Below are 22,661 nucleotides of genomic sequence, written 5' to 3'. Positions count from 1 at the left end.
CAGATGTCGGAGCTGCTCCACGGGCGAAGGGTGGGACCGGATGGGTGTCGAGATCTGTGTGGAAGGGCTGACCAAGTCCTTCGGCCACCAGGTCATCTGGCAGGACGTCTCGCTGACGCTGCCCGCCGGGGAGGTGTCGGTGATGCTCGGCCCCTCGGGGACGGGCAAGTCGGTGTTCCTCAAGACGCTCGTGGGGCTGCTGAAGCCGGAGCGCGGCTCCATCACGATCCAGGGCCGGGACATCACCAGGCTCCGTGAACACGACCTGTACGAGGTGCGGAAGCTTTTCGGCGTGCTGTTCCAGGACGGCGCGCTGTTCGGATCGATGAACCTGTACGACAACATCGCCTTCCCGCTGCGCGAGCACACCCGCAGGTCCGAGAGCGAGATCCGGCGCGTCGTGCTGGAGAAGATGGACATGGTCGGGCTGATCGGCGCCGAGGAGAAGCTGCCCGGCGAGATCTCCGGCGGCATGCGCAAGCGGGCCGGGCTCGCCCGCGCCCTGGTCCTCGACCCGGAGATCATCCTGTTCGACGAGCCGGACTCGGGCCTGGACCCGGTCCGCGTGGCCTACCTCAACCAGCTCATCGTCGACCTCAACGCACAGATCGACGCGACCTTCCTGATCGTCACCCACGACATCGCCTCGGCCCGCCAGGTCCCGGACAACATCGGGCTGCTGTTCCGGCGCGAGCTGGTGCTGTTCGGGCCCCGCGAGGAGCTGCTGACCAGTGACGAGCCCGTCGTGCGGCAGTTCCTGAACGGCCGGATGCAGGGGCCGATCGGCATGGCGGAGGAGAAGGACGCGGCCCAGGTCGAGCAGGAGCTGGCCCGGATCGACGAGGGTCCACGCGTCCGGGACCTGACTCCCCGCCTGCTGCCCGGCCCCGGCATCACCCGCCCGCCCCGCTGGGAGGCGATCGCGAGACGGGAGGCAGAGCTGCGCGGGACGGGGGTGAGCAGCGCATGAGACTCTCCCCGACAGGTGCGCTCCGGCACTCGGGCAACCTCTTCGCGATGGCCCTGGACGTCGTCCGGACCCTGCCCCGACGGCCCTTCCAGGCACGGGAGTTCATCCAGCAGGCGTGGTTCGTCGCAAGCGTCACGATCCTGCCGACGGCACTGGTCTCGATCCCCTTCGGGGCGGTCATCGCTCTGCAGATCGGCAGCCTGACCCGGCAGCTCGGCGCGCAGTCCTTCTCCGGTGCCGCGTCCGTGCTCGCGGTACTGCGCGAGGCCTCGCCGATCGTCACCGCGCTGCTCATCGCTGGCGCGGGCGGCACGGCGATCTGTGCGGACCTCGGGGCGCGCAAGATCCGGGACGAGATCGACGCGATGCAGGTGCTCGGCATCGACCCGATCCACCGGCTCGTCGTACCGCGCGTGCTGGCGTCGATGGTCGTGGCCGTGCTCCTCAACGGCCTCGTCTCGGTCGTCGGTGTCGCGGGCGGCTACTTCTTCAACGTCGTCCTCCAGCACGGCACGCCCGGCGCCTACCTGGCGTCCTTCACCACCCTCGCGCAGCTGTCCGACCTGTGGGCGGCAGAGGTCAAGGCGCTCGTGTTCGGGGCCATCGCGGCGATCGTCGCCTCGTACAAGGGGCTGACCGCACAGGGCGGTCCGAAGGGCGTGGGCGATGCCGTCAACCAGTCCGTGGTGATCACCTTCATGTTGCTGTTCGTGACCAACTTCGTGATGACCGCGGTGTACTTCCAGGTCGTCCCGCAGAGGGGTTAGCCGATGAGACCTCAAAAAGTCCTCGATCGCCCCTTGCGCTCACTAGAAGAGCTGGGCGCCCAACTGTCCTTCTACGGACGCTCCTTGGCCTGGACGGGCCGCACCCTGCGCCGCTACAAGAAGGAGGTACTGCGGCTGCTCGCCGAGGTGAGCTTCGGGCGCGGCGCACTCGCCGTCGTCGGCGGCACGGTCGGCGTGATCGCGTTCCTGTCCTTCTTCACCGGCACCGAGGTCGGCCTCCAGGGCTACGCGGCCCTCAACCAGCTCGGCACCTCCAACTTCGTGGCGTTCCTGTCGGCGTACTTCAACACCCGGGAGATCGCCCCGCTGGTGGCCGGGCTCGCCCTGTCCGCGACGGTCGGCGCCGGGTTCACCGCGCAGCTCGGTGCGATGCGGATCAGTGAGGAGACCGACGCGCTGGAGGTGATGGGCGTCCCGTCGCTGCCGTTCCTGGTGACGACGAGGATGATCGCCGGCTTCGCCGCGGTGATCCCGCTGTACGTGATCGGGCTGCTCTCCTCGTACCTGGCCGCCCGCACCATCACCACCGGCTACTACGGGCAGTCGACGGGCACGTACGACCACTACTTCCACCAGTACCTGCCGCCCGTCGACGTGTTCTGGTCCTTCGGCAAGGTGATCGTCTTCGCCGTGCTGATCATCCTGGTGCACTGCTACTACGGCTACCACGCGAGCGGCGGCCCGGCGGGCGTGGGCGTCGCGGTGGGCCGTGCGGTGCGGACCTCGATCGTCGCCGTCAACGTCCTGGACTTCTTCCTGAGCCTCGCGATCTGGGGCGCCACCACGACCGTACGGATAGCGGGGTGAGAGCGGTGCGCATGCACAGAATGAGACTGAGGCTGTACGGCATCGCCTTCCTCGCCGTGCTCGCGCTGCTGCTGTCTCTCGCGGTGGCCGTCTACCAGCAGGCGTTCACGTCCGTCGTGCCCATCACCCTTCAGGCCGGCACCCTCGGCAACCAGCTCGATCCGCGCGCGGACGTCAAGCTGCGCGGGCTGCTGGTCGGCGAGGTGCGCGAGGTGCACGCGGACGGCACGAAGGCCACGCTCGACATCGCGCTCGATCCCCGGTACGTCCCGTACATCCCCTCGGACGTGCATGCCCGCCTGCTGCCCAAGACGCTGTTCGGCGAGAAGTACGTCGACCTGGTCCCGCCCCCGCACTCTGCGCGGTCGTCGGCTCGGCCCATCCGCGCCGGAGACGTCATCACCCAGGACCGCACGAAGGCCGGCATCGAGGTGCAGCAGCTGCTGAACGACCTGCTGCCGCTGCTGCGCACGGTCCAGCCGGGTGAACTCAACGCCACGCTCTCGGCGTTCGCCACCGCGCTGGAGGGCCGCGGCGACCGGATCGGTGACAACCTCACCCGCGTCGAGGGGTATCTGCGCCGTCTCAACCCGCACATGCCCTCCCTCAAGGAGGACATCTCGCGATTCGCGGACGTCGCCGAGGTGTACGGCGACGCCGCGCCCGACCTGATGCGGATCCTGCGCAACACGGTCACCACCAGCCGCACGATCGTCGACAAGAAGGACCAGCTGGCCGCCGCGCTCCGCTCGACCGCTTCCGTGGCGGACACGGCGAACGGCTTCCTGTCCGAGAACGGCGACCGGCTGATCACCCTGGGCCGGGTCTCCCGCCCCACGCTGGAGCTCTTCGCCCGCTACTCCCCCGAGTACCCATGCCTGTTCCAGGGCCTGGTCCGGCAGGAGAAGGCCTCGGAGGACGCGTTCCGGGGCGGCGAGATGCGGATCACTCTCGAAGTCGTCCGGCCGCAGGGGGCGTACCGGCCCGGTGAGGAGCCGGTGTACGGCGAGCGGTCCGGCCCGAACTGCCGTGGCCTGCCGCATCCTCAGGTGCCCGGCCCGAAACCCCGTCTCGACGACGGTACGTCGGCCGGAGGTTCCTCCGGCGCACTCCCCGGAGGTGTCAACGTGTCCGCCACCCGGGCCGAGCAGCGGGCCGTCGGCTCGCTCGTGGCCCCCGTCCTGGGCGTCCCCGCCGACCAGGTGCCGCCGGTCGCGACCCTGCTGTTCGGTCCGCTCGCGCGCGGAACGGCGGTGAGTGTCGTATGAACAGGTCAGGAGCCCGGCAGACCGCCGCCCCGCTGGTCAAGTTCAGCCTGTTCGCGCTGGTCACGATCGCGGCGACGGCGCTGCTCGCCGCCACCATCGTCAACATCTCCTTCACCCCGACGGACACCTACCACGCCGTGTTCACCGACGTCACCGGGCTGGAGACCGGCGACGACATCCGCGTGGCCGGAGTGCGGGTGGGAGAGGTCGAGGGCATCCGGATCAAGGACCGGACCCTGGCGGAGGTCACGTTCACCGTCGGCGCGGACCGGCCGCTACTCGCAGGGACCCACGCGGTCGTGCGCTACCGCAACCTGGTGGGGCAGCGGTACATCGCGCTCACCGAGGGCCCCGGCGACGTCACCGCCCGGCTGCGGCCGGGCGGCACCATCCCGCTGTCCCGGACCCAGCCGGCGCTGGACCTCAACGCCCTGCTGAACGGCTTCAAGCCGCTGTTCGCCGCGCTCAGCCCGAGCGACGTCAACCAGCTCGCCACCGAGATCGTCCAGACCCTCCAGGGCGAGGGCGGCACGGTCAACAGCCTCCTCGCGCACACCGCCTCGCTCACCACCACCCTCGCCGACCGCGACCAGCTGATCGGCTCCGTGATCGACAACCTCAACACCGTCCTGGACACACTCGACAAGCGCGGCTCCCGCTTCTCCGGGCTGCTCACACAGCTGCGCCGGGTGGTCTCGGGGCTGGCCGCCGACCGCAGACCCATCGGGGAGTCGCTGGTGAGCATCGGCGACCTCACCGACGTCACGTCGGGGCTGCTGAAGGACGCGCGTCCGCCGCTGAAGGACGACATCGCCGGACTCGGCGAGCTCACCGGAACACTGAACAAGAACGAGCACACCGTGGAGGGCGTCCTGCAACGGCTGCCGAACAAGCTCAACGCGCTGACCGGGACGGCGTCCTACGGATCCTGGTTCAACTTCTACCTCTGCGACTTCGACGGCCGGATCGTGCTGCCGAAGACCAAGCAGGTGATCACCCCGGACCTGCACGTGGCGCGGGCGAGGTGTGGCGGATGAGACTGCGTGTCCCAAGGCGGAGGCGCCGTCCTGAGCCGCTGGTGAAGGTACGGGTCCTGCCACCGAAGCTGCCGAGACTCCCCCGGCTGCTGCCGAAGCGGGGGCCCCGCCCCCAGCCGTTGGTCACGGTGCGCGTACTGCCGCCGAAGCTGCCGAAACTCCCCCGGCTGCTGCCCAAGCGGGAGCCCCGCCCCCAGCCCCTGTTCAAGGTACGCGTCCTGCCGCCCAAGATGCCCAGGATCCGGCTCAAGCGCCCACGCCTGAAGCCCTTCCGCGAGCGCAATCCGGTCGTCGTGGGCGCCGTCGGCCTCACCGTCCTCGCGCTGCTCGCGTTCGCCGCGTTCAACGCCGACAGCCTGCCGCTGATCGGCGGCGGCGACACGTACAGCGCGGCCTTCTCCGAGGCCGGCGGGCTCAAGCCGGGCGACGAGGTACGGATCGCCGGGGTCAAGGTCGGAAAGGTCGAGGGCGTCGGCCTGGACGGCGACCACGTGAAGGTCACCTTCAAGGTGAAGGGCCACCCCGGGTTCGGCACCGACACGGGTGCGGCGATCCGCGTCAAGACGATCCTCGGCGCGAAGTACCTGGCCCTGTACCCGAAGGGGCCTGGTCAGTTGAAGCCGGGCAGCGGGATCCCGCTCGGCCGGACCGTGTCGGCGTACGACGTCGTCCAGGCCTTCAGCGACCTGACGACCACCACCGAGGCGGTCGACACGGACCGGCTCTCGAAGGCGCTGGACACCCTTTCCCTCACCTTCCAGGACTCCCCCGTGGAGGTACGGGCGTCGATCAGGGGACTGTCACGGATCTCCCGGACCGTCGCCTCCCGTGACCAGGCGCTGCGCGGGCTCCTCGACCATGCGAACGGGGTCACCAAGGTGCTGGCCGGTCACACGAAGGACTTCTCCGCGCTGGTGAAGGACGGTGACGCGCTGTTCAAGGAGATCGACAACCGGCGCGCGGCGATCCACACGCTGCTCAAGAGTTCCGCGCTGCTGGGCGTCGAGCTGTCCGGCCTGGTCGACGACAACAGCAAGCAGATCGGGCCCGCGCTGAAGAACCTCGACACCTTCCTGAAGATGCTCGAACGCAACCAGGCGAGCCTCGACCGCAGCGTCCAGCTCCTCGCCCCCTACGTGCGGCTCTTCACCAACACCCTCGGAAACGGCCGCTGGTTCGACTCCTACGTCCAGAACCTGGTCGCCGCCCCGGTCACGCCCCGGACGGGAGGCACCCGATGACCCGCAGACTCCTGGCCCTGTTCACCGCGCTCGCCATCGTCGCAGGCCTCGCCGTCGTCCTCTGGCCGGGCCCCGGCCCCGTCCGCGTCACGGCGTACTTCCCGCGCACCGTCGGCATCTACCCCGGCTCCGACGTCCGCGTCCTCGGCGTCCGCATCGGCGAGGTCGGGAAGATCACGCCGGAGGGCGACCGGGTCCGGGTGGAGCTGGAGTACGACCGGGGGCGCAAGGTCCCCGCCGGCGCACAGGCCGCCATCGTCAACTCCTCGGTGGTCAGCGACCGTTACGTGCAGCTGCTGCCGGTGTACCGCAAGGGCGCGGTCATGCGCGACGGAGACGTCATCCCCGAGTCCCGTACGGCCGTCCCCGTCGAGCTGGACCGGATCTTCGACAGCCTGCACACCACCGCCGAGGCGCTCGGCCCGACCGGCGCCAACAAGCAGGGCTCGCTGTCCCGGCTGCTCGGGGTGAGCGCGGACAACCTCCGGGGGCAGGGCCAGAACCTCCACCAGACGGTGGACGACCTGTCCCAGGCGGTCACCACGCTGTCCGACGGGCGCGGCGACCTGTTCGGGACCGTACGGAACCTCCAGGTGTTCACGGCCGCGCTGGCGGCGGACGACAGCAGTGTGCGGTCGTTCGACACCGACCTCGCCGACGTGGCCGGACAGCTGGCCGGCGAGCGCAAGGATCTCGCCGCCGCGCTGAAGTACCTGGCAGCCGCACTCGGTGACGTGGCCGACTTCGTGAAGGGCAACAAGAAGGCGCTGACCACGGACGTGCAGGGCCTGGCCAAGGTCACCCAGATCCTCGTCACCCAACGAGCCGCACTTCAGGAGCTGTTGACCGTCGCCCCCACGGGCCTGTCGAACCTGCAGAACGCCTACAACCCCGCCGCCGGCACCCTCGACACCCGCAACAACGCGCAAACCCCGCAGGATCCGGCATCGCTGCTCTGCTCGATCCTGAAGACGACCGGTGACGACCACGACAACTGCGCCGGGCTGAGGAAGCTCTTCGACTCCCTGCCCGAGGTGCCGTCGGCCCCGGCGTCGACGGGCACGGTCGACAAGACCCTCGGCGGAATCCTGGGGGCACCGGCATGAGCGTGAAGCGCCTGGGGCGGGTGGCCGCCTGGACGGCGACCGGCTCGCTGCTGCTGACCGGCTGCGAGTTCAACGGCTGGTACGACGTCCCGCTCCCCGGCGGCGCCGCCTCGGACGGCCACGCCTACCACGTCACCGTCGAGTTCCGGGACGTCCTGGACCTGGTGCCGCAGTCGGCGGTCAAGGTCGACGACGTCACCGTGGGCACGGTCGAGAAGGTGGAACTGGACGGCTGGCACGCGCGGGTACGGCTGCGCATCGCCGACTCGGTGAAGCTGCCCGGCAACGCGGTCGCCGACCTGAGGCAGACGAGCATGCTCGGCGAGAAGTACGTCGCCCTGTCCGCGCCGGCCGGCACCGCGCCCGTCGGACGGCTCCACGACGGCGACATCGTCCCGCTGTCCCGCAGCGGCCGCAACCCGGAGGTCGAGGAGGTGCTGTCGGCCCTGTCCGCGCTGCTCAACGGCGGCGGGGTGGCTCAGCTGAAGACGATCACCGTCGAGTTGAACAAGGCCCTCGGCGGGCGCGAGGACCGGGTCAGGTCCCTGCTGAAGCAGCTCGACACGTTCCTCGGCGGCCTCGACGGCCAGCGGGCGGAGATCGTGCGCGCCCTCAAGGGCGTCGACCGGCTGGCGAAGCGGCTGAAGAACGAGAAGCAGACGATCGCCCTGGCCGTCGACACCATGCCGCCCGCGCTGAAGGCCCTCGCCGACCAGCGCAAGGACCTGACGAGGATGCTCACCGCCCTGTCCACACTCGGCAAGACCGGCACCAGGGTGGTGAACGCCTCCCACGACGACACCGTCGCCGACCTGAAGAAGCTCCAGCCCATCCTGCAGGAGCTGAACCAGGCGGGCGACAACCTGCCCAACTCCCTTGAAATTCTCACCACTTACCCGTTCCCGCGCAACGTGACAGACGCTGTCAAGGGCGACTACGTCAACCTGAAGATCACCGCCGACCTCGACCTGGCGGGCCTGTACGGCAACGTCACCGGCAAGCCGGGCAAGGGGGGCACGGCCGGGAAGTCCCCGGCCCCGGCGACCCCGCCCCTTCCCGGCCTGCCCACTCCCGCCCCTCTCCCGTCCGTCCCGTCCCCGCCGGGCACCCCGACCGTGCCCCCCGTGCCCTCCGCACCCGCCGTGCCCTCGACGCCCTCCGACGGCAGCACCCTGCTGTGCCCGCCCGTGTGCACCGCGGCCTACGGCAACGGGGACGGCGCGCGTCGTCTCCCGCCCGGGATCGATCTCGGCCTCGCCGAGCTGATGCTGAAGGGGATCATGCCGTGATCACACGTACGGTCAGGGCCCAGCTGCTCGCCTTCGCGACCGTCACCGCCCTCGGGGTGTCGTACGTCGGCGCCCGGTACACGGGCCTCGTGGACGACGTCCTGCAGCGCGGGTACACCGTGCGCGCCGACTTCGCCGAGTCCGGGGGCGTCTTCCCCGGCGCCGAGGTCACCTACCGGGGCGTGCCGGTGGGCCGCGTGGGCGATCTGCGGCTGACCGGGTCCGGGGTCTCGGTGGCGCTGAAGATCGAGGACGGCGCCCCGAGGATCCCGGCTGACACGCTCGCGGTCGTCGCCGACCGTTCGGCGGTGGGCGAGCAGTACGTCGACCTCCAGCCGCGGCGGTCGGGCGGCCCGTACCTCATGGACGGCAGCCCGATCCCGCGCAGCCGCACCCGGACCCCGCTGCCGGTCACCGACCTGGTCCTCAGCCTCGACCGGCTGGTGAACTCGGTCGGCAAGGACGATCTGCGGGTCACCGTGGACGAGTTGGGCAAGGCCTTCGCCGGCACCGGACCGAACCTGAGCCGGCTGGTGGACTCCGGCAACGCGCTGGTGGAATCGGCATCCGCGTCGCTCCCCCAGACGGTCTCGCTGATCGAGGACTCGCGGAAGGTGCTCAAGACACAGGCCGACCAGGGCTCGGCCATCAAGTCGTTCTCCCGCGACCTGGCCACGCTCACCGAGCAGCTGAAGTCGAGCGACGGCGACCTGCGCAAGCTGATCGGCAACACCGCACCCGCCGCCCAGCAGTTGGACTCCCTGCTGAAGTCCACCCGGCCGCACATACCGGTCCTGCTGGCCAACCTCATCAGCGGCGGCCAGATCACCCTGGCCCGGCTGCCCGGCGTCCAACAGGCCCTGGTCACGCTCCCGCTCACGGTCGCGGGCAGCTACACGGTCATCCCCGGCGACGGCACCACCCACTTCGGGCTGACCGTGAACGCCGACGACCCGCCCGCGTGCACCCAGGGCTACGGCACCCAGCGGCGCGACCCCGCCGACACCAGCACACGCCCGGCGAACACCGGCGCGCGCTGCACGGCACCGCGCGGCAGCACGACCTCGGTGCGCGGTGCCCAGAACGCCCCCGGCCCGGCCGGCGGCCGGTACAGCGCCGACCAGGCCGCGTTCGTGGCCCCGTACGACCCGGAGACCGGCACCGTGACCGGCCCGGACGCAGCGCCCGTCGAGATCGGCTCGACGGGCGGCGAACAGACCGTGTTCGGAAAGGAGTCGTGGCAATGGCTGCTCGTGGGACCGATGGCATGACAGGGGGCCGGGCGAGGCTGCTGTCGGCGGGGCTCGTCGCCGCGACCGTGCTGACGACCGTGCTGTGTGTCTGGCTGGGACTGAAGCTGGCCGACCAGCGCGCGGCGCAGCAGCGCCGTCAGGACATCCTGGCGGCGGCCCGCCAGTCGGCGCTGAACTTCACCTCGCTCGACTACCGGCACTACGACCGGGACAGCCGCACCGTGCTGGAGGGCGCCACCGGCGACTTCAAGAAGCAGTTCGCCGCGCAGACCGCGCAGCTGACGAAGCTCGTCGCCCAGAACAGGTCGGTGTCCGAGGGACAGGTCCTGGAAGCGGGCATCGTGCGGTCCGGCACGCGCTCGGCCCGGGTCCTGGTCGTGGCCGACAGCAAGGTGACCAACACCGCAGCGCCCGAGGGCCAGGCGCGCACCTACCGGCTCCAGCTCGACCTCGTGCGCGTGGCCGGCCGCTGGCTGACCTCCGATGTCACGTTCGTGGGCTGACCCGACTGACCCGACTGTGAGGCCGTCAATGAGAAGAGACACCGTGGCGAACCCGACCTCCCGCACCCGCGGCACCGGCTCCCCGGGCCGCCGCACCATGACCGCGGCCGCCCGCGCGGCGGCCAAGCGCGCCGCCCGACAGGAAGCGCAAGCCGTCCCCGGGCGCACCCTGCTCGTCGAGCCCCCGGCGGGCGGCTGGGAGGACCCGCCGGAGCCCGCGCACGATCACGAACACGAACACGAACACGAGCACGGGCACGAGCACTTCGAGGATGAGCCGGAGGAGAGCGCGCCCTCGCGCAGGGGCGGACGGAGCGTGCTCACCGCGGTGCCGGTCCTCGTCCTCGTGCCGGTCCTCGTCCTCGTGGCGGCCCTGGTCCTGGCAGCCGTCCTCGGGTGGCAGTACCGGCAAGGACAGCAGGCCGAGCGGGCCCGGGGCGAAGCCCTCGCGGCCGCGCGGGAGGCGGCGCCGGTCGTGCTGTCGTACGACTACCGGCACCTCGACCGGGACTTCACCCGGGCCCGCGCCCTGCTGACCGGGCACTTCCGCGACCAGTACGGCAGGACGACGAAGACGGTGGTCGCGCCGACCGCGACGACGTACCACGGCGTGGTGAAGGCGACCGTGGCCACACCCGCCGACGGCGGCACCCCCGCTGCGTCCGTCGTGTCGGCCACACCGGACAAGGCCGTCGTCCTGCTCTTCGTCAACCAGGTCACCCAGAGCACCCAGGTCCCGGAGCCCCGGCTGGACCTGAACCGGGTGCGACTGACGCTCACGCGCACCTCCGACGGCTGGAAGGTGAGTGGCGTCGATGCCCTCTGATTTGTTCGGCGGGAACACCGGCTCTGCGATGGACTCGATCCACCGGCGGGCGTAGGGCTCGGCGGCACGAGGACCGTTGCATAGGCTGGCCGTCTCATCCGACAACCGTTACGGGGACCAGCGCGTGCACAACAGCACCAGGATCCGCTTGATCGAGCCGACCGACGCCGCCCCGATCGCCGCGCATCGGTTGCGGGACGTCGAGGCTTTTCGGCGGTGGGAACCGGCTCAACCGGCCGAGTTCTTCACCCCGGAGGGCCAGGCGGAGCGGATCGACAAGCTGCTGGCCGGATACCGGGCCGGCACGGTCTGGCCGGGCGTGGTACTCGCCGACGACCAGGTGATCGGGCAGGTCACCGTCGGAGGGATCCTGCCGCAGCCGCACCTGCGACGCGGCTCCGTCGGATACTGGATCGCCAGTGTCGCCCAGAATCAAGGGCACGCCGGGCGCGCCGTCGGGCTCGTACTCCGGGTGATGACGGATGAACTCGGATTGCACCGCGCCGAGGCGTCCACCAACCTGGAGAATCTGCCGTCGCAGCGGGTGCTGCGCCGCAACGGGTTCAGCGCGTACGGCGTCGCGCACTCCTCGATCCTTCTCGACGGGCACTGGCGGGACGGGCTGCTGTGGGAGCGGATCCTCGGCGACTAGGTCTGTTGCGGACGTTGGTGGCCGGACTTCTGGGTGGCGTGGAATCCCCCTGTGAACGCGGGAGTTGAGCACGTCATGACTCAAGGTCCAGCACCCCGGCCCCTGTCCGACGATGCACTCTCCGAACTGCTGAGCACTCAGCAGTTCGGCACCCTCGCCACCAATAAGCGCAGTGGCCATCCTCATCTGACCACCATGCTCTACAGCTGGGACGCCGAAGAGCGCACCGTGCGGTTCTCCACCACTGCCGACCGCGTCAAGGTCAGGCAACTCCGGCGTGACCCGCGCGCGGCCGTGCATGTTTCGGGCGGCGACGTGTGGTCGTTCGCCGTGGCCGAGGGCGAGGCCGAGGTCTCCGAGATCACGACCACGCCGGGGGACGCGATCGGACGAGAGCTGCTCGCGATGATTCCGCAGGCCGCGAAGCCGCAGGATGAAGACGCGTTCCTGGAGCAGTTGGTCGCCGAGCGCCGCGTGGTCATCCGGCTGAAGGTATCTCGGCTGTACGGGACAGCGCTCGACATCAACGGCTGAGTCGTCGGTGCCGTAAGTCCTTCGGGGGCTGTTCACGCTGCCGGTGCGACAGAGGATCCTTCGTGGCGATCGGAGGTGTGCCGGTCGAGCCTGACCAGAAGATCGTCCAGGTCGGAGGGGGTGAACCTGCACTGGAACGGCTGTGGCGTGGCGTCGTAGCGGTCTTCGGAGGCTCGGAGCCGCTCAGTGGCCTCGGTGAGATCGGTGAAGTCGTTGGGCGAGAGGGCCTTGCGCTGGACGGCAGCCCGACCGCCGTGGTCACGTCGCCGGCGGCCTACGCCCGATCGGTACGCCAACGGCTTCCGAAGCCGGTACCGGAAGCCAGCCCTCTCAGAGCCTGTGACGCCGCGCCTCATCATTCGTCAACGCGATCCAGGCCGCGGCCGGCTGACCCGGCAGTCCACCGATCCGGCCGGCGCGCCGTGGCGCCGGCCGGATGGGTTCACCGGTGGCCGGTCGGCCGGCGGACGGCCGAGATCAGGCCGCCGGGCTGTTCTTCCCGCTGTGGCGGGGTGGGTATCGGACGGCCGTAGGCGGCGCCGCGCTCGCGCAGGGTGTATCCCTCGGCGTCCCAGCCGTGCCCGGCCAGCCAGCCGACCGGGTCCTCGGGCATCTCCCAGACCCACATGGAGGCCGCCGATCCCGGTCCGGCGTCCGCGGCGAAGCGCTCGATCACCCCGCGCGAGCCCAGGGTCAGGCCCATCCGGCTGCCCGGTGCGGAGACGGCGCCGATCCGGGCCAGCAGCAGTTCCACGGCATCCTCGGGCAGGTAGATCAGCAGTCCTTCGGCGATCCACACGGTCGGCTTCGCGGGGTCGTGCCCGGCCGCGGCCAACGCCCCGGGCCAGTCCTCGCGCAGATCCACCGGGACGGTGATCCGGGTGCAGCGGGCGACGGCCCGCTCCTGGCGCAGCACCGAGGCCTTGAAGCCCAGCGGTTCGGCGGTGTCGACCTCGAACAACCGGGTGCCCTCGGGCCAGTCCATCCGGAAGGCCCGGCTGTCCATGCCCGCACCGAGCAGCACGACCTGCCGGACACCGGCCGCAGAGGCCTGTTCCAGCAGATCGTCGAGGAACTTCGTCCTGATGACGATGGAGTACGCCACGCCCAGCCAGCGCTGCCGGGAGGCCTCGTCACCGCGCGGCGGCAGGGCCGAGTCCGGCCCGAGCCCGCCGGCGGTGGCGAAGGCCAGCGCCAGCGGGTCGCGGAACAACGCGTGCTCCCGCTGGGTCTCCATGGCCCGCACTCGGGCCACCCCGACCGCTGTGGCCCACACTCCGGAAGGCTGCACCTGTCCCCGCTTCTCAGTCATCGCAGCAGCCTAGAGGTTGTCCTACCGGTGGGACGGTTGTTGCGTTGGCTGGGCATGGGTGGGGTGATCTCAGCGCTGGCCAGGGCGACCGCGCCCGACGGCCGACGGTGGCCGGTGAGCCCGCCCACGGTGTTGCGTTCCCTACATTTCCTATCGATTTACTAGGAAAGCGTTGACGGCCCGCCCAACGGGTGCGCAGGATGATGCACATGGCCCACACGCAGCAGCGACTCGTCCGTCGTCGGCATGTCGACTTTGGTCACGTCGTCAGCGCCGCCTGCTGTCGCGTGTGAGGCACGCGGTCACACGTCGCGCGTGCCGTTCCGCTCCTTCTCCCTCATCCCAGGTCATCGGGCGCGCGCCCACCCGCGGCGCCTGACGGCCCGACGTATCCCTTGAAGGACGACCGCCATGACCACGGCACTTCCGGCCCAGGCCACTCCATCGGACTCGCCCCTTCCCGACCTGCGCCATCTCCGCCTCGTGGGCGACACCGCTCAGGAAGGCGACGGGGGAATCGGTTCCGCACCCCTCGTCGGCTACCTCGTGCTCGTCCCCGAAGGAACCGACCCCGCCCAGCTCTTCGCCAAGGACGTGGCACGACCAGAGATCCGGCCGGTCGCCCTCACGGACTCATATCCCGCGCAGCAGACGGGAGGTGGTGTCATCCACATCGATCCCGCGCGACGTGCAGCAGAGTTGGACGGGAGCGAACTCGACCTCACCTACCTGGAGTTCGGGCTACTGGCCCATCTCGTACGGCAACCCCACCAGGTGCATTCGCGCGAGCAGCTGATGGCCGGCATCTGGGGCTACGACCACATCGGCGACGGCCGCACCGTGGACGTCCACATCGCGCGCCTACGCCGCAAGCTCGGCACGGCGTACCGGCACCGGATCGTCACTGTACGACGCGTGGGCTACAAGTACGTGCCCGACCAGCAAGAGAGCCCCAACACCGCACTCTGCCGCTGACTTTGAGGAGTTCACCACCATGGGCGTTGCCACTGCGCCGTCCGGCCCCGCCTCGGATTCCGACCGGAGCGGGCCCGACCGTGCGCACTGGCTGCGCGTGGCCCGAGAGACGGCGGACGACCTGGCTACGGACGCGGTGGCCAGGGAGCAGGCAGGCAAGGCCCCGTTCGACGAGGCGTCCCGGCTGCGTGAGTCGGGACTGCTGACTCTTCTCGTACCGGCCGGGCTCGGGGGAGGCGGCGCGGACTGGCCCACGGCCTACGCGGTCGTCCGGGAGATCGCCGCCGCCGACGGTGCGATCGGTCAACTCCTGGGCTCTCACTACTTCCTGTCGTGGAGCGCCCGGTTCTTCGCCGAGCCCTCTCTCGCCACTCAGGTCGAGCGGCAGTCCGCGGCGGAGCAGTGGTTCTGGGGTGGTGGTTTCGCCCGCCAGGAACCGCCTCTGACGCTGGCCAGGACAGCCGTCGGCTTCGTGCTCGACGGTCGGCAGAGCTACACAACCGGGGTCTTGGTCGCCGACCGCCTCGCCGTGCGGGCCGTACGAGCCGACACCGGCGAACCACTCGCCGTCGTCGTCGATCCCGCCCATCACGGGGTGGGGATCGACGGCGACGCCGACACTTTCGGCCAGCGGCTCGCGGCCGGCGGGAGCGTGGAGTTCGACGGTGTACCGGTCGCGGGCGACGACGTACTCGGCTCCCTGTCCGCGGACGAGGATGTCCTGTCGCCCCTGGCCGCTCTGGCATCGCCGGTCGGGCGTCTCCTCTCCGTCCAGCTCCGTCTCGGCATGGCCGAGGGAGTGCTCTCCGAGGCCCGTGAATACAGCAGGGCGAGCCACTCACCCTGGCACCCGGACTGGCCGGTCGGCTCCCCCCAGGACCCGCAGATGCTGTCCGCCTACGGAGAACTCACCGTCCTCACCCGCGCCGCGTCCGCGCTCACCGATCAAGCGCAGGAGGCCGTGCACGGCGGCCTTGTACGCGGCGAAGACCTCACCTACGACGAGTACGCGGAGATCTCCGTCCTCGTGGCCATGGCCGAAGCCGCCGCCTCCAGGGCTGCACAGGAGTCGACCGCCCGCGCCCTCGACATCATCGGCGTCCGCTCCGCTTCCTCGCGGCTCGGCTTCGACCGCTTCTGGCGCAATGCCCGGACCCACACCTTGTACGAGCCCGTCGCCCACCGGCTCCGCGATGTCGGGGACTATTTCCTCAACGGAGCGCACCCGCCGTTCGTCATGCCCGTCTGACCTTGCGAGTCCGCCGGGCCTTTCCCCGGCGGACTCGGCATGATCGTCATTTCACCGCGCAACCCGGCGTCCAGACAATTGTGAACGCCGCACTTCGCCCACATGTCGGGCGGTTCAGAATACGAGACGCCCGCGCAGGCGACATTGACTTGGCCGGATTCCGCTGCAACTCTCTTGGCTGTGAGCAAGTCCGAGAACCTCGCCGCGCGCCTGCACGTCGATCTGCGACGTCAGGCCAGCGCCATCTGTGCCGTCGGCCGCTCAACGCGCTGACGGGCGCCGCTCTCCCGCTCCGTTTTCACAGTCGGCCACCACGACCGTTTTCGGCGTAGGCGACTGATTCCTCGCAGGAATTCCTCGCAGGCATTCCTCGCGGATCTCTTTGCCCTTTCGCTGTCCGCCTTGCTTGCGCCCAATTGCCGAGCACCCCTCTCGGTCATGGCTTCCTCATGCCATCGATTCCGCCTCAGTCCCCATTCGCGTGAACAGGACCTTTCCATGGCCACTACGGCATCGACCCGACGCCAGTTCCTCTCCCTGCTCGGTCTTTCTGCGGTGGCCGTGAGCTGCGGCACGACCGCCGGAGCCGCCTCCGGCAAGGGCCAGACCAGGACGCTCCGGTATCAGGGCTGGGCGGGTCAGGTGACCTTGCCGGAGCTGGCCGAGGATCTCGGCTATCTGGAGGACGTGAAGCTGAAGTGGGTCGGCAACACCATCAGTGGTCCGCAGGACATCCAGTCCGCGGCCACGGGGCAGGTCGACTTCGGCGGCGCGTTCAACGGCGCGGTTGTCAAACTGGCCGCGAACCACGCCCCCATCAAGGCCGTCATCAGCTACTACGGATCCGACAAGTACGCCTACAACGGCTTCTACGTCCTCAACGACAGCCCGATCCGCTCGGCCCGGGACGTGCTCGGCAAGAAGGTCGGGATGAACACCCTCGGGGCCCACGACGAGGCCATGCTCGACATCTATCTGCAGCGAGGCGGCCTGTCCCGGGCGGAGATCGGCAAAGCCGAACCCCTCGTGGTTCCACCGGTCAACACCGAACAGACGCTGCGGCAGAAGCAGATCGACGTGGCCGTGCTCGGCGGCATTCTGCGCGACAAGGCACTGGCAGCCGGGGGCATCCGCCCGCTGTTCACCGACTATCAACTGCTCGGCGCATTCAGCGCAGGCACCTACGTGATGACGGACCGCTTCCTGAAGCAGAACCCCGACACCGCCCGGACCTTCGTCACCGCCGTGGGGCGGGCCATCGAGTGGTCCCGTTCCACTCCGCACGAAGAGGTCATCGCCCGGATGACGGACATCGTGAGGAAGCGCGGCCGCAACGAGGAGACCGCACCCCTGAAGTACTGGCGCTCCTACGGCGTCGCCGAGAAGGCCGGCCTGATCACCGGCAAGGAACTCCAGCTGTGGATCGACTGGCTGACCGACCGCGGTGACATCAAGAAGGGCCAGGTCACGTTGTCGAACCTCTACACCAATGAGTTCAACGGCAACCAGAAGTCCTCCTCTGCCACGAAGAGCGGGAGCTGATCCCATGCCGGAATCCACCACGCGATCCACCACGCGATCCACGACGACCAAGATCGTTTTTGCGGGCGTACGGAAGGACTTCACCGTCAGGGACCGCAGGGGGGATCGGCAGACCACCCGTTTCACCGCCCTCGACGGCATCGATCTGGAGATAGCGGCCGGCGAGTTCGTCGTCCTGGTCGGTCCCAGCGGCTGCGGAAAGTCCACGCTTCTGGAACTGCTCGGCGGCCTCGCACAACCCACCGGCGGACGGATCCTGCTGGACGGTCAGCCCGTCAGCGGCCCGGGCCTGGACCGGGGCATCGTGTTCCAGCAGTACGCGCTGCTGCCGTGGCGCACGGCACAGGGCAATGTCGAGTTCGGCCTGGAGGCCACTGGCGTCCCACGGCGCCAACGGGCCACACGCGCCCGGGAGTTCCTGGATCTGGTCGGCTTGACCGGGTTCGAGGACCGCCATCCGCATGAGCTGTCCGGCGGGATGCGGCAGCGGGTGGCGATCGCCCGCAGCCTCGCCTACGACCCCGATGTACTCCTGATGGACGAGCCGTTCGCCGCGCTGGACGCTCAGACCCGGGAGTCACTGCAGGACGAACTGCTGCGCATCTGGCAGCGCACCGGCAAGACCGTCGTCTTCATCACGCACGGCATCGACGAGGCCGTCTACCTGGGACAGCGCGTCGCCGTCATGACATCGAGGCCCGGCCGCATCAAGCAGATCGTGCCGGTCGCCTTCGGCTCCCGTACGGCGACGGACGACCTCCGCTCCAGTCCCGAGTTCGCCCGCTACCGGCACGAGATCTGGTCACTGCTGCACGACGAGGTGGCCAGGGCCCAGCAGTTGGAGAAGGAGGAGGCTTCCGTATGAGCCCCACAACCGGCACGGCAACCGAGAAGACCACGGCGCCGGGCTCGGCGAGCACCGCCGAGCCCGTCCCGACCGTTTCCCCCGCCGCATCCACAGTGTCCGCTACGTCCACACTGTCTGCTACATCCGCTGTGTCCGCGCCCCATGACGCATCGCCGTCGAGCGTGCGTCAGGTCCGCTCCACGGCGACCCGGTTCCGCCGGGCGGTCCGCCGACTGCCTCACCTGCTGGTCAAGGGGGCGACCAGGTCCGTCGCGATCGTGGCTCTGCTGCTGCTGTGGGAGACCGCACCGCGACTGGGTCTGGTCGACCGGACCTTCCTGCCTCCGTTCAGCGAGGTCGCGCACGCCTGGTGGGGACTGGCCGCCGACGGTCAGCTCGCCGACAACACCCGCGCCAGCCTCGTGCGCTCGTTCAGCGGATTCGGTCTCGCCGTGGCCGTCGCCGTGCCGCTCGGCCTGCTGATCGGCTGGTACCGGCCGGTCGCCGACCTTCTCGGTCCGCTGCTGGAGGTGTTCCGCAACACCGCCGCCCTGGCCCTGCTGCCGGTGTTCGTCCTGCTGCTGGGCATCGGCGAGACCTCGAAGATCTCCATCGTGGTGTACGCGTGCACCTGGCCGATCCTGCTCAACACCATCAGCGCGGTCCGCAACGTCGACCCGACCTTGCTGAAGCTGGCGAAGTCGATGGATCTGTCCGCGCCCCGGCTGTTCCAGAAGGTCATCCTGCCGGCCTCGGTGCCGGTGATGTTCACCGGCGTTCGGCTGGCCGGAGCTGCGTCGATCCTGGTGCTGGTCGCCGCCGAGATGATCGGTGCCAAGGCGGGCCTCGGCTATCTGATCAACGCCTCCCAGTTCAACTTCGCGATCCCGCAGATGTACGCGGGCATCATCACGATCTCCGCCATCGGGGTGATCTTCAACCAGTTCCTGGTGGCCGTGGAGCGGCGGCTCAGCTCCTGGCGTGTACCGGCCGACGCCTGACCCGGCCGGCCGCTCGTCTCACTGCCACCCGGTCCCGTCGCACCGTCCCGCTCGTCTCCCGCCCCGGTCTCCTTCCCGCTGCGTCTCACGGCCCACGATCCGAGGAACCCCATGACCGCGACCACCCGCCGACACCTGCATCTCAACGCCTTCCTGATGAACACCGGCCACCACGACGCCGCCTGGCGCCACCCGCGTACCCAGCCCGAACGGGTCACCGATCTCCGCTATTTCCAGCAGCTCGCGCAGACCGCCGAGCGCGGCCTGCTCGACTCCGTCTTCCTCGCCGACGGCCTCGCCCTGTGGGGGAAGGTCCGGCACAACGCGCTCGGCGGCTTCGAACCGCTCACCCTGCTGTCCGCCCTGGCGGCGGTCACCGAGCACGTCGGCCTGATCGCCACCGTCTCCACCACCTTCAACGAGCCCTTCCACACCGCCCGCAAGTTCGCCTCCCTGGACCACATCAGCGGGGGTCGGGCCGGATGGAACATCGTCACCTCCGGCACCGTGAACGAGGCCCGCAACTTCGGGCAGGACGAGCACCTGGAACACCGGCTGCGCTACGAGCGGGCGCGGGAGTTCGTCGAGGTCGCCACCAAGCTGTGGGACAGCTGGGAGGACGACGCGATCCTGCTCGACCGGGAGCGGGGTGTCTACGCCGACACCGACAAGGTGCGGGAGATCAACCACCGCGGGGAGTATTTCGGGGTGCAGGGCCCGCTGAACGTGCCGCGCACCCCGCAGGGCTACCCGCTGCTGGTGCAGGCCGGTTCGTCGGAGGACGGCAAGGAGTTCGCCGCCCAGTACGCCGAGGCCGTCTTCACCGCCCAGCAGACCCTCGCCGACGGCCAAGCCTTCTACAAGGACCTCAAGTCGCGGCTCGCCCGCTACGGCCGTACCGAGGACCAGTTGCTGGTGCTTCCCGGCATCGCCCCCGTCATCGGCTCGACGGCGGCGGAGGCCCGCGCGCTGGAACAGGAGCTGACGGACCTCCAGGTGCCCGAGTACGGGCTCGCCCAGCTGTCCGGGATGCTCGGCACCGACCTGACGGGGCTGCCGCTGGACGGACCGCTGCCCGAGCTGCCCGAGGAGCGGGACATCAACGGCAACAAGAGCCGCTTCACGCTCGTCGCCGAACTCGCCCGCCGCGACGGCCTCACCCTGCGCGAGCTCATCGCCCGGCTCGGCGCCGGCCGCGGTCACCGGGTGTTCGCCGGCACCCCCGAGCAGATAGCCGACCAGCTGCAGGAGTGGTTCACCCAGGGTGCCGCCGACGGCTTCAACATCATGCCGCCCCATCTGCCGGGCGGCCTCGCGGACTTCGTCGACCACGTCGTGCCGATCCTGCAGCGGCGCGGCCTCTTCCGCACCGAGTACACCGGCCGCACCCTGCGCGAGCACTACGGCCTGGCCCGCCCCGCCAACCGGCTGACCGCGACCACCGTGACGCCCGCAGCACAAGGACGGCCCGCATGACCGGACTCGACCTCACCACGGACGTTCTGGTGGTCGGCGGCGGCCCCGCAGCCACCTGGGCCGCGCTCAAAGCGGCCCAGGACGGAGCGGACGTCGTCCTCGCCGACAAGGGCTACTGCGGCACCAGCGGTGCCACCGCCTCCGCCGGAACCGGCGTCTGGTACGTCCCCCCGGAGCCCGCCGCGCGGGAGGCGGCCATGGCGAGCCGGGAGGCACTGGGCGGATTCCTGGCCGACCGGCGCTGGATGACCCGGGTGCTGGTCCAGACGTACGCGGGCATGAACGAGCTGGCAGCGGCCGGACGCTACCCCTTCCCCACCGGGCCGGACGGAAAGCAGCTCAGGAACGGACTGCAGGGACCGGAGTACATGCGCAGGATGCGCATCCGTGTCCAGCGGGCCGGGGCCCGCATCCTCGACCACAGCCCGGTCACCGAACTGTTCACCGACCCCTCTGGAGCGGTCGCCGGAGCCAGGGGCCATCGACGCCAGGCCGGTCAGCCCTACCGGGTGCGCGCCGGGGCGGTCGTCCTGGCCACCGGCGGCTGCGCCTTCCTCAGCGGCGCGCTCGGCTGCAACGTCAACACCGGGGACGGCGCCCTGTTCGCCGCCGAGGCGGGCGCCGAGCTGTCCGGGATGGAGTTCTCCAACGCGTACGGCATCGCACCCGAGGGCACCTCCGTCACCAAGACGGCGTTCTACTCCTTCGCGACCTTCTACCACGAAGACGGCACGGTCCTGGAGGGTGCTGCCAGCCAGGGCGGCCGGTCCGTGATCGCGCGTGCGCTGCTCAGCGAGAAGGTGTACTGCCGCCTCGACCGGGCGGACGCGGCGGCCCGCACGGCGATGCGGCTGGCCCAGCCCAACTTCTTCCTCACCTTCGACCGGCTCGGCATCGACCCCTTCACCCAGCACTTCGCCGTCACGCTCCTCGCCGAGGGCACCGTGCGCGGCACTGGCGGCATCCGCATCACCGGCGGCGACTGCTCCACCACCGTCCCCGGGCTGTATGCGGCCGGGGACGCGGCGACCCGTGAGCTGATCTGCGGCGGTTTCACCGGCGGCGGCAGCCACAACGCCGCCTGGGCCATCTCCTCCGGCACCTGGGCCGGCCGGGGTGCGGCCCGCCACGCCCGCTCACTCGGCGTCCTCGCCGGTACGAGGCGCCTGGCGGCCGCGGGCGGAGCCGGGCTCCGGCCCACCGGCACCCCGGGCCCCGCGAACGGCTTCCGGGACGTCATCACCGCGGTCCAGGGCGAAGTGCTGCCGTACGAGAAGAACTACCTGCGCCACGGCGACCGGCTCACCACCTCGCTGGAGGTGCTCGACAGCGTGTGGGAGGAGACGCGCGCCTCCCTGCACGCCGCCGGCGGAGACACCGTACGGGCCCGGCAGGCGGCGGCGATGGCGGCGCATGCCCGCTGGATGTACGCCTCTGCGCTGGCGCGCACGGAGACCCGAGGCATGGCCAAGCGGCTCGACTTCCCGGCCCAGGACCCCAGGCAGCACCACCGCATCGTCACCGGTGGTCTCGACCGGGTGTGGACCCGCGCCGAGCCCCTGACGACCGCGTCCACCGCATCGACGGCACCGGCCGCACCACTGGAGGTGGCCTCATGATCGAGCTGGTCTCGGCGGAACGCTGCATCACCTGCGACAAGTGCATCAAGGTCTGCCCGACCAACGTCTTCGACCGCGGCGAGGACGGCATCCCCGTGCTCGCCCGCCGCGACGACTGCCAGACCTGCTTCCAGTGCGAGGCGAACTGCCCGGCCGACGCGCTCTACGTCGCACCCCTGACCCGCCCGCTGCCCGACGACTCCATCGCCCGCGACGAGGAGCACCTGGACCGTACCGGCCTGCTCGGCAGTTACCGCCGGCACATCGGCTGGGGACGAGGCCGCACCCCCGGCGCGCTACGGGCCGTCGGCCCTCCCCTCGGACCACCGGGGTCCAACGGGCCGTCCCTGCCCATCACCTCCTGAT

22 protein-coding genes are annotated in these 22,661 nt (G+C 70.2%); 21 read left to right on the top strand and 1 reads right to left on the bottom strand.

Annotated features, from left to right (window positions below):
- Positions 1-40: 40 nt before the first annotated feature.
- The 13 genes from ACFC8N_RS26400 (at position 41) to ACFC8N_RS26340 (ending at position 12,274) form a co-directional block, all read left to right on the top strand.
- Entirely contained in the window at positions 41-970 is a 930-nt protein-coding gene (locus ACFC8N_RS26400) for an ABC transporter ATP-binding protein (RefSeq protein WP_362819886.1), read from the top strand.
- Positions 967-1,737, top strand: a complete 771-nt coding sequence (locus tag ACFC8N_RS26395) for an ABC transporter permease (protein WP_356030739.1) — start codon at positions 967-969, stop codon at positions 1,735-1,737. The genes ACFC8N_RS26400 and ACFC8N_RS26395 overlap by 4 nt, the downstream gene beginning before the upstream one ends.
- Positions 1,738-1,740: 3 nt before the next feature.
- The gene (locus ACFC8N_RS26390) at positions 1,741-2,565 is read left to right on the top strand and encodes an ABC transporter permease (RefSeq protein WP_356030737.1); all 825 of its coding nucleotides are present in this window, start codon (positions 1,741-1,743) and stop codon (positions 2,563-2,565) included.
- An 11-nt stretch (positions 2,566-2,576) separates the two neighbouring features.
- On the top strand, positions 2,577-3,833 hold the full coding sequence (locus ACFC8N_RS26385) for an MCE family protein (protein ID WP_376290323.1): 1,257 nt from the start codon (positions 2,577-2,579) through the stop codon (positions 3,831-3,833).
- Positions 3,830-4,870, top strand: coding sequence for an MCE family protein (locus tag ACFC8N_RS26380; protein WP_376290321.1), 1,041 nt, complete (start codon positions 3,830-3,832; stop codon positions 4,868-4,870). Before ACFC8N_RS26385 ends, ACFC8N_RS26380 begins: the two co-directional genes overlap by 4 nt.
- A 230-nt stretch (positions 4,871-5,100) precedes the next feature.
- Positions 5,101-6,111 (top strand): MCE family protein, encoded by a 1,011-nt coding sequence (locus ACFC8N_RS26375; RefSeq protein WP_376290667.1) that lies wholly within the window; start codon positions 5,101-5,103, stop codon positions 6,109-6,111.
- On the top strand, positions 6,108-7,217 hold the full coding sequence (locus ACFC8N_RS26370) for an MCE family protein (RefSeq protein ID WP_376290319.1): 1,110 nt from the start codon (positions 6,108-6,110) through the stop codon (positions 7,215-7,217). The genes ACFC8N_RS26375 and ACFC8N_RS26370 overlap by 4 nt, the downstream gene beginning before the upstream one ends.
- Positions 7,214-8,506 carry an MCE family protein gene (locus ACFC8N_RS26365; RefSeq protein ID WP_376290316.1) on the top strand — a complete coding sequence of 431 codons (1,293 nt, stop codon included), beginning with the start codon at positions 7,214-7,216 and terminating at the stop codon, positions 8,504-8,506. Before ACFC8N_RS26370 ends, ACFC8N_RS26365 begins: the two co-directional genes overlap by 4 nt.
- Positions 8,503-9,777 carry an MCE family protein gene (locus ACFC8N_RS26360; RefSeq protein WP_376290313.1) on the top strand — a complete coding sequence of 425 codons (1,275 nt, stop codon included), beginning with the start codon at positions 8,503-8,505 and terminating at the stop codon, positions 9,775-9,777. Before ACFC8N_RS26365 ends, ACFC8N_RS26360 begins: the two co-directional genes overlap by 4 nt.
- The gene (locus tag ACFC8N_RS26355) at positions 9,774-10,262 is read left to right on the top strand and encodes a hypothetical protein (RefSeq protein ID WP_376290311.1); all 489 of its coding nucleotides are present in this window, start codon (positions 9,774-9,776) and stop codon (positions 10,260-10,262) included. The genes ACFC8N_RS26360 and ACFC8N_RS26355 overlap by 4 nt, the downstream gene beginning before the upstream one ends.
- 43 nt (positions 10,263-10,305) lie before the next feature.
- The gene (locus ACFC8N_RS26350) at positions 10,306-11,088 is read left to right on the top strand and encodes a hypothetical protein (RefSeq protein WP_376290308.1); all 783 of its coding nucleotides are present in this window, start codon (positions 10,306-10,308) and stop codon (positions 11,086-11,088) included.
- 124 nt (positions 11,089-11,212) lie between these two features.
- Entirely contained in the window at positions 11,213-11,740 is a 528-nt protein-coding gene (locus ACFC8N_RS26345) for a GNAT family N-acetyltransferase (RefSeq protein WP_376290305.1), read from the top strand.
- Between the two features lie 75 nt (positions 11,741-11,815).
- The gene (locus tag ACFC8N_RS26340) at positions 11,816-12,274 is read left to right on the top strand and encodes a PPOX class F420-dependent oxidoreductase (protein ID WP_376290665.1); all 459 of its coding nucleotides are present in this window, start codon (positions 11,816-11,818) and stop codon (positions 12,272-12,274) included.
- 442 nt (positions 12,275-12,716) lie between these two features.
- Here the strand turns inward: ACFC8N_RS26340 and ACFC8N_RS26335 are convergent, their stop codons facing one another.
- Positions 12,717-13,586 (bottom strand): class I SAM-dependent methyltransferase, encoded by an 870-nt coding sequence (locus ACFC8N_RS26335; RefSeq protein ID WP_356030723.1) that lies wholly within the window; start codon positions 13,584-13,586, stop codon positions 12,717-12,719.
- A gap of 411 nt (positions 13,587-13,997) precedes the next feature.
- Here ACFC8N_RS26335 and ACFC8N_RS26330 point away from each other — a divergent pair, with 411 nt between their 5' ends.
- The 8 genes from ACFC8N_RS26330 to ACFC8N_RS26295 all read left to right on the top strand — a co-directional run bounded on the left by ACFC8N_RS26330 (position 13,998) and on the right by ACFC8N_RS26295 (position 22,660).
- A complete protein-coding gene (locus tag ACFC8N_RS26330; protein ID WP_376290302.1) occupies positions 13,998-14,561 on the top strand; it encodes a winged helix-turn-helix domain-containing protein in 564 nt (187 codons plus the stop codon).
- 19 nt (positions 14,562-14,580) lie between these two features.
- On the top strand, positions 14,581-15,810 hold the full coding sequence (locus ACFC8N_RS26325; protein ID WP_376290299.1) for an acyl-CoA dehydrogenase family protein: 1,230 nt from the start codon (positions 14,581-14,583) through the stop codon (positions 15,808-15,810).
- A gap of 498 nt (positions 15,811-16,308) precedes the next feature.
- Positions 16,309-17,352, top strand: coding sequence for an ABC transporter substrate-binding protein (locus ACFC8N_RS26320; RefSeq protein WP_376290297.1), 1,044 nt, complete (start codon positions 16,309-16,311; stop codon positions 17,350-17,352).
- Positions 17,353-17,356: 4 nt separating this feature from the next.
- On the top strand, positions 17,357-18,217 hold the full coding sequence (locus ACFC8N_RS26315) for an ABC transporter ATP-binding protein (protein WP_376290295.1): 861 nt from the start codon (positions 17,357-17,359) through the stop codon (positions 18,215-18,217).
- Positions 18,214-19,200, top strand: coding sequence for an ABC transporter permease (locus ACFC8N_RS26310; protein ID WP_376290293.1), 987 nt, complete (start codon positions 18,214-18,216; stop codon positions 19,198-19,200). Before ACFC8N_RS26315 ends, ACFC8N_RS26310 begins: the two co-directional genes overlap by 4 nt.
- Before the next feature lie 111 nt (positions 19,201-19,311).
- Positions 19,312-20,676 carry an LLM class flavin-dependent oxidoreductase gene (locus ACFC8N_RS26305; protein ID WP_376290291.1) on the top strand — a complete coding sequence of 455 codons (1,365 nt, stop codon included), beginning with the start codon at positions 19,312-19,314 and terminating at the stop codon, positions 20,674-20,676.
- Positions 20,673-22,295, top strand: a complete 1,623-nt coding sequence (locus ACFC8N_RS26300; RefSeq protein WP_376290289.1) for an FAD-dependent oxidoreductase — start codon at positions 20,673-20,675, stop codon at positions 22,293-22,295. Before ACFC8N_RS26305 ends, ACFC8N_RS26300 begins: the two co-directional genes overlap by 4 nt.
- Complete coding sequence (locus ACFC8N_RS26295) at positions 22,292-22,660, top strand: 4Fe-4S dicluster domain-containing protein (RefSeq protein ID WP_376290286.1); 369 nt, start codon at positions 22,292-22,294, stop codon at positions 22,658-22,660. The genes ACFC8N_RS26300 and ACFC8N_RS26295 overlap by 4 nt, the downstream gene beginning before the upstream one ends.
- The last annotated feature ends 1 nt before the right edge of the window (position 22,661 follow it).

The sequence above is a fragment of the Streptomyces sp. NPDC055966 genome, assembly GCF_042269865.1.
Classification (GTDB): domain Bacteria; phylum Actinomycetota; class Actinomycetes; order Streptomycetales; family Streptomycetaceae; genus Streptomyces.
Note: the sequence above shows the minus strand (reverse complement) of the source record. Positions and strands in the feature narration are given on the sequence as shown.

Bases quoted from the DNA above. Each gene is read 5' to 3' on its own strand.
- ACFC8N_RS26295 (WP_376290286.1), top strand. From the start codon at position 22,292: ATGATCGAGCTGGTCTCGGCGGAACGCTGCATCACCTGCGACAAGTGC.
- ACFC8N_RS26305 (WP_376290291.1), top strand. From the start codon at position 19,312: ATGACCGCGACCACCCGCCGACACCTGCATCTCAACGCCTTCCTGATG.
- ACFC8N_RS26365 (WP_376290316.1), top strand. From the start codon at position 7,214: ATGAGCGTGAAGCGCCTGGGGCGGGTGGCCGCCTGGACGGCGACCGGC.
- ACFC8N_RS26300 (WP_376290289.1), top strand. From the start codon at position 20,673: ATGACCGGACTCGACCTCACCACGGACGTTCTGGTGGTCGGCGGCGGC.
- ACFC8N_RS26320 (WP_376290297.1), top strand. From the start codon at position 16,309: ATGGCCACTACGGCATCGACCCGACGCCAGTTCCTCTCCCTGCTCGGT.
- ACFC8N_RS26310 (WP_376290293.1), top strand. From the start codon at position 18,214: ATGAGCCCCACAACCGGCACGGCAACCGAGAAGACCACGGCGCCGGGC.
- ACFC8N_RS26370 (WP_376290319.1), top strand. From the start codon at position 6,108: ATGACCCGCAGACTCCTGGCCCTGTTCACCGCGCTCGCCATCGTCGCA.
- ACFC8N_RS26380 (WP_376290321.1), top strand. From the start codon at position 3,830: ATGAACAGGTCAGGAGCCCGGCAGACCGCCGCCCCGCTGGTCAAGTTC.
- ACFC8N_RS26375 (WP_376290667.1), top strand. From the start codon at position 5,101: ATGCCCAGGATCCGGCTCAAGCGCCCACGCCTGAAGCCCTTCCGCGAG.
- ACFC8N_RS26385 (WP_376290323.1), top strand. From the start codon at position 2,577: ATGCACAGAATGAGACTGAGGCTGTACGGCATCGCCTTCCTCGCCGTG.
- ACFC8N_RS26325 (WP_376290299.1), top strand. From the start codon at position 14,581: ATGGGCGTTGCCACTGCGCCGTCCGGCCCCGCCTCGGATTCCGACCGG.
- ACFC8N_RS26315 (WP_376290295.1), top strand. From the start codon at position 17,357: ATGCCGGAATCCACCACGCGATCCACCACGCGATCCACGACGACCAAG.
- ACFC8N_RS26335 (WP_356030723.1), bottom strand. From the start codon at position 13,586: ATGACTGAGAAGCGGGGACAGGTGCAGCCTTCCGGAGTGTGGGCCACA.
- ACFC8N_RS26395 (WP_356030739.1), top strand. From the start codon at position 967: ATGAGACTCTCCCCGACAGGTGCGCTCCGGCACTCGGGCAACCTCTTC.
- ACFC8N_RS26400 (WP_362819886.1), top strand. From the start codon at position 41: ATGGGTGTCGAGATCTGTGTGGAAGGGCTGACCAAGTCCTTCGGCCAC.
- ACFC8N_RS26390 (WP_356030737.1), top strand. From the start codon at position 1,741: ATGAGACCTCAAAAAGTCCTCGATCGCCCCTTGCGCTCACTAGAAGAG.
- ACFC8N_RS26330 (WP_376290302.1), top strand. From the start codon at position 13,998: ATGACCACGGCACTTCCGGCCCAGGCCACTCCATCGGACTCGCCCCTT.
- ACFC8N_RS26340 (WP_376290665.1), top strand. From the start codon at position 11,816: ATGACTCAAGGTCCAGCACCCCGGCCCCTGTCCGACGATGCACTCTCC.
- ACFC8N_RS26355 (WP_376290311.1), top strand. From the start codon at position 9,774: ATGACAGGGGGCCGGGCGAGGCTGCTGTCGGCGGGGCTCGTCGCCGCG.